The sequence below is a fragment of the Gammaproteobacteria bacterium genome (assembly GCA_032250735.1).
Classification (GTDB): Bacteria; Pseudomonadota; Gammaproteobacteria; order SZUA-152; family SZUA-152; genus SZUA-152.
In genome coordinates this window covers 1-5,906 of record JAVVEP010000057.1, presented here as the reverse complement: position 1 = coordinate 5,906, position 5,906 = coordinate 1, and the positions used below count along the sequence as shown (strand labels likewise).

At 49.3% G+C, this 5,906-nt stretch carries 4 protein-coding genes; 2 read left to right on the top strand and 2 right to left on the bottom strand.

What is annotated here, in order from left to right:
- Positions 1–312, top strand: a 312-nt coding sequence (locus RRB22_15745; protein ID MDT8385852.1) for an efflux RND transporter periplasmic adaptor subunit, incomplete at its 5' end; no start/stop codon positions are given.
- 15 nt (positions 313–327) lie between these two features.
- Positions 328–3,654 carry an efflux RND transporter permease subunit gene (locus RRB22_15740; protein ID MDT8385851.1) on the top strand — a complete coding sequence of 1,109 codons (3,327 nt, stop codon included), beginning with the start codon at positions 328–330 and terminating at the stop codon, positions 3,652–3,654.
- A gap of 82 nt (positions 3,655–3,736) precedes the next feature.
- Here RRB22_15740 and RRB22_15735 read toward each other — a convergent pair whose 3' ends face one another.
- Complete coding sequence (locus RRB22_15735; protein MDT8385850.1) at positions 3,737–4,801, bottom strand: multicopper oxidase domain-containing protein; 1,065 nt, start codon at positions 4,799–4,801, stop codon at positions 3,737–3,739.
- An 11-nt stretch (positions 4,802–4,812) separates the two neighbouring features.
- A complete protein-coding gene (locus RRB22_15730) occupies positions 4,813–5,814 on the bottom strand; it encodes a multicopper oxidase domain-containing protein (GenBank protein ID MDT8385849.1) in 1,002 nt (333 codons plus the stop codon).
- Between the last annotated feature and the right edge of the window lie 92 nt (positions 5,815–5,906).

The following is a 5,906-nucleotide window of genomic DNA, read 5'->3' as shown; positions in this document are numbered from 1 at the left end:
TGCTCCAAATTCGCTATATTTTTACCCACTAATTTTTCCGAAGAGCCAAAAATATATGGGGGGCCGAAGAATGAAGTAATAAAGATCCCACGGGAAGCATTGATAGTTACGGGTGAGCGGGAAAGCGTTATTCTGGATTTAGGCGATGGCAAGTATCAGCCCGTTGATGTTGTTACGGGCATGCATAGCACAGGTATGGTGGAAATCCTGTCTGGTCTGGAAAATGGCGAGAAGATTGTCACTTCAGGACAGTTTCTGATTGATTCAGAAGCTAGCCTGCAGGCGAGTTTTAGTCGCCTGGATTCAAAATAAGCGATTATTTATTTTATGCTCGCCAAATTAATTCGTTGGTCTGTTGCTAACAGGGTCTTTGTGCTGATCGTCACGCTGATGGTAAGTGGCTGGGGATTGTTGTCACTAAAACAGATACCACTGGATGCGCTTCCGGATCTCTCTGATGTGCAAATTGTAGTGCGCACCTCTTTTCCCGGTCAATCACCGAGAGTTGTCGAAAAACAGGTTACCTATCCTATTTCCACAACTATGCTTGCAGTTCCCGGCGCACAAGCTGTACGTGGTTATTCCTTTTTCGGGGATTCATACGTCTATGTAGTATTTAAAGACGGGACTGATCTTTATTGGGCGCGTACGCGCGTACTGGAGTATCTCAACCAGGCGTCCAATAGTTTACCAAACGGTATAGAACCACGCCTTGGGCCTGATGCAACAGGCGTCGGTTGGGTTTATTCCTATGCGCTTGTGGATAAGACCGGTGAAAATGACCTGGCACAGCTTAGGAGCCTGCAGGACTGGTTCCTGAAGTTTGAATTGCAAACGGTACCCGGTGTCGCTGAAGTGGCGACAGTGGGGGGCATGGTGAAGCAGTATCAAATCATTGCTAATCCGGAAGCATTACGTGCATATGGTACGTCACTTAAACAAATCGCAGCCGCCATAAAGCAGAACAATGCCGAGGTCGGCGGTTCAGTTATCGAACTCGCCGAAGCGGAATATATGATCAATACGCGAGGGTATCTTAGCTCGATGGAAGACATAGAGCATATACCTGTTGGCATGACAAAGGACAGTATCCCGATATTGCTGCGGGATCTGGCTACGGTGCAAGTCGGCCCGGAAATGCGTCGCGTAGTGTCCGACCTTGATGGTGAAGGTGAGGTTACTGGCGGCATTGTGGTTATGCGTTATGGGGAAAATGCCTTAACCACTATCGAGGCGGTGAAAAGCAAGCTTGCCGAATTGCGGCATGGGCTGCCGGCGGGTGTTGAGATCATTGAGACCTATGATCGTTCAGAATTGATATCACGCGCAGTCAATAATCTTGGAAATAAACTCGTTCAGGAATTTATTGTAGTTACCCTGGTGTGTTTATTGTTTTTGTTCCATATACGCTCGGCCTTTGTGGCTATTATTACCTTGCCGCTGGGCATTCTGACGGCCTTTATTATCATGCACTGGCAAGGCATCAACGCAAACATCATGTCTTTGGGCGGTATCGCTATCGCCATTGGTGCAATGGTCGATGCTGCCATTGTAATGATTGAGAATGCACATAAACATATAGAACGATGGTATAACAAAAATCCGGGTATAAATTTTACACAGACTACGCGTTGGCGATTGATTACAGACGCTGCCTGCGAAGTCGGTCCGGCTTTGTTCTTCTCCCTGTTAATCATAACCTTGAGCTTCTTGCCGGTGTTTGCCCTGGAAGCCCAGGAAGGTCGGCTGTTTACCCCTCTGGCCTTTACCAAAACCTATGCGATGGCGACTGCTGCCGGACTGTCGGTGACACTGGTACCGGTATTGATGGGCTACTTTATTCGAGGACACATTCCGGGGGAACAGGCCAACCCGGCCAATAAATGGTTAATAAAACTCTATCGTCCCCTGTTACGGAAAGTCCTGTCACATACACGGCAGATGCTGATTGTTTCAGTTGTTATTATGATAACGATAGTTCTTCCAGTCGGCGGCGTCAGTGGCTTGTTGTCACCGCTGAAGTGGCCGGTTGAGTTTGCCGGTTTATTTATGCAGCCGATCAATGCGAATAGTCTGCGAGCCGACTATATGGACACGATCAATACCTGGCAGATGAACATCGCGAGTGGCTGGCGAAGCACTTTCAAATCACTGCCGATGATCGCGCAGTTTGATTCTGGACTGGGCAGTGAGTTTATGCCGGCATTTTATGAGGGTGATCTCATGTATATGCCTACTACCTTACCGGGGTTATCTATTGGTAAGGCACAACAGTTGTTGCAGCAGATTGATCGCCAGATTGCCAGTTTGCCAGAAGTGAAGCGAGTATTCGGGAAGGTCGGCCGCGCAGATACGGCAACGGATCCCGCGCCACTCACCATGATTGAAAGCACTATCCAGTTAGCACCGCGTGAACAGTGGCGTGAAGGCATGACGCTTGAAAAATTAATTGACGAGCTGGACCGTACCGTCAAATTTCCCGGTTTGACCAATGCCTGGCTCATGCCCATTAAAACGCGTATCGATATGTTATCTACCGGCATAAAAACGCCGGTAGGCGTAAAAGTCTCCGGGCCGGATTTGAAGATCATTGATCGTATCGGACGTGATATTGAAAAGGTTCTGGTTAATGTCCGGGGAACCGCTTCAGCTTACTCTGAACGTGTCATGGACGGGCGTTATATTGTGGTCAGGCCAGATCGTGAAAAAATTGCATATCTGGGGATCAATGTTTCTGAAATTAACGATGTGATCAGTGCGGCAGTAGGAGGCATCAATGTAACTACTACGGTAGAGGGCTTGGAGCGTTACCCGGTTAACCTGCGTTTTGCCCGTGAGGTGCGCGACAACCTGGAAAAGTTGCGCGAGCTGCCTTTGAGCTCACCAACCGGTGCCGAAATACCATTGGGGGAGATCGCGGATATTGATATCGAAGATGGCCCACCGATGCTGAAAAGTGAAAATGCCCGGCTGACCGGCTGGACATTTGTTGATATTCGCAATGTTGATCTTGGGAGTTATGTAAAGAATGCGCGGAGCATCGTCAATAAAAAGGTTTATTTGCCACCGGGCTATTCGATTTCCTGGGCAGGTCAGTATGAGTATTTGCTACGTGCGAACGAAAAACTTGCCCAGGTAATACCTTTAATCTTACTAATTATTTTTCTATTACTTTATCTGACCTTTCGTCGCATTGCTGAAGCAATTCTGGTTATGGTGACGCTCCCATTTGCCCTGGTGGGTGGTTTCTGGCTGGTTTTTATCCTTGGTCACCACATGTCGGTTGCCACGGCAGTGGGGTTTCTTGCGCTTGCCGGCGTAGCGGCCGAATTTGGTGTAATCATGCTGGTCTATCTGGATAATGCCATCAGGGATCGTCAGAATAATAACCAGCTTAATTCACAACAAGACCTTGTAGATGCCATCATGGAAGGTGCGGTGATGCGTGTGCGCCCCAAGGCTATGACTGTTGCTGTTATTATTGCAGGCCTGATTCCTGTCATGCTTGGTCAGGGGAGTGGCTCAGAAATCATGCAGCGTATTGCTGCCCCCATGGTGGGTGGCATGATTACAGCCCCATTACTTTCCTTGTTTGTGATTCCTGCTGTCTATTTGATATTGAAGAGTAGAGAGTTAAAACCTGGCCAGACCTGAATACTCAATTTTTTGAAAGAAAAAAAAGGGGGGAAGTATAAGCTTCCCCCCGGCTGACTGCATATAATAGCGATCTTACAGATTAAACCACCGTTACACTGGTGCGTGTTGTACCGAGAACCTCACCGGTTACCCAGTGAATAACATCAGTCTCAATCAGATAGGTGCCTGTCTGGGTTGGCTCAAAAATGATGTCATAACGTTCAGCTGATGCTGCGCGAATTTCGGTAACACTGACAGGGTTCGGTAAAGGCCGGCCATCAGAGGCATATATTTTGCCGGTTAAGCCGCCAAAGCGGATTTTCTGTGGATGATAGCCGGCACAGATATAACGTGCCAGGAGCTTCTGACCACGCTGTACTGTTGCAGAAATTGGTGGTGCATTCATTGCACTGTTACCACTCCCATCCACACCGGTGATCACAAAGTAATCAGGGTTGAGTTCGTTCAGACCCACATCACCACCACAGGTGCCGGCATCCCAGGGCAAGGTATGCCACGATGAATCAATTTCATCAACTACCCAGAAGGCTTCCACATCATAAGTTGGACCACCTGCGAATAGAGTGCCGGGGCCTTCCGGTGGATCTACGATCAATGCACCGTACATACCCATTTCCGCGTGTAATACCGTGTTGGTATGGCAATGATAGAAATAGGTACCAGCATGCATGGGTCGCCATTGATAGGTATATGTGCCATTGGCCACGTCCCAGGTGATATGGCCCACACCGTCGGAATGATCAGCCGGTTCGATACCGTGATGATGCACTGTATGCATCCACATCATGCCGACGTTAAGATTGGTATGAACAATATCGCCCTGGCGCATCCGCATGGCGGGGGAGGGATACGTGCCGCCGCCCATGCCGCCGCCACCCATGTTGCCACCATCATCAGTGAAGCCCCACATGTTAACTGTATTACCATCATCCATGGTTAACGGGATTTGCATGTCGATACCAAGATTATATGTTACATCAGCGGTAACCAGGCCAGGGGTGGCGGGGGCGTCGGGGTAAATATAACAGGCCCCACCACCCATACCACCGCCGCCGCCGCCCATACCGCCGCCACCGCCGTCCATGCTGCTGGTGGTACTTTCTGTCGTTGTAGTGTCAGAACTACTTGATCTTCTTTTGCCCATAATGATTCCCCTTATTCAAAGAAAATGTCAGTTAACGCGCCAAACATGTACAGGCCACCGCCTGCGGTTTGCGACATTTCAGTATGCAGATGCATTGGATAAACACCGGTTGTTACCGGTGGCCATGCATCAGGCGGGGACTCGAAGGGGAAGATGGCATCAATTTTACCCATATTGCCTTCAAGGTAAATGCAGTCTTTTAACCAGACATCATCGCGTACCTGGCCATTATCGGTGAGCCACTCCATGTGGTTGGCATGGGTATGGACTGACTGTTGGCACATGCCCGGGTTCAGCACGCGTAACAAGGTACGATCACCCACATGCCCATGCAGTGCTGAACGGGGATCGGCCATTGCATCAATACTGGGGTCATGCGCACCCGGGGCTCCGGGCGGACGAGCACTCAGGCCATTCAAGGTGAAGTAACGTGGACTGTATTGCGTGTTGGGCGTATTGCCGTTACGAATGGCGTTATGCCAGACCGGATCAATATCATGAAACAACCAGAAGTATTGCTGGACAAAAGTCGGGCTGCCGGCATAAAGCTCATTGCTGCTGCCGCTCGGCATTACCGCCAAACCGCCGTGCAAGCCGCTTAAGCGGTTATAAGGTGCATTGCGGGCATCGTAGTAAAGATAGGTGCCTGCATCATTTACCTGAAACTCAATTGTGCGCGTTTCGCCACCACTGATGCGACCACTGTCGACGACGCCATCGATTTTAAAACTGTGGCTGGTGCCGAGGGTATTAACAATGGTGATCCGCATGGTATCACCTTCCTGTGCAACCATCTGTGCACCGGGAACAGTCAGGCTATTGTTATCCGGGCTAAAGCCACGGAAATAAACATCGACTCCATCTGGTTGTGTGATGAAACCTTCGGTTATATAAAAGGTTTGTGTAATGGTGGCGGCGTGTGCGCGAGGAGTCCAACTCACCAGACCCGTACTTCCCAGTAATGCGCTTGCGATCCCTGCACTGCCGAACTTTAAAAAGTTTCTTCTATCCACAGTGCTTTTTCTCCTTCCCAATAGTTATTAATATTTGTTGCCTCGTCAGAAAAATTCATGGGTAGTTTTCGGGGCAGGTAGCGCTCCAAGCG

Coding starts and splice junctions, on each gene's coding strand:
- RRB22_15740 (MDT8385851.1), top strand. CDS start 328: ATGCTCGCCAAATTAATTCGTTGGTCTGTTGCTAACAGGGTCTTTGTG.
- RRB22_15735 (MDT8385850.1), bottom strand. CDS start 4,801: ATGGGCAAAAGAAGATCAAGTAGTTCTGACACTACAACGACAGAAAGT.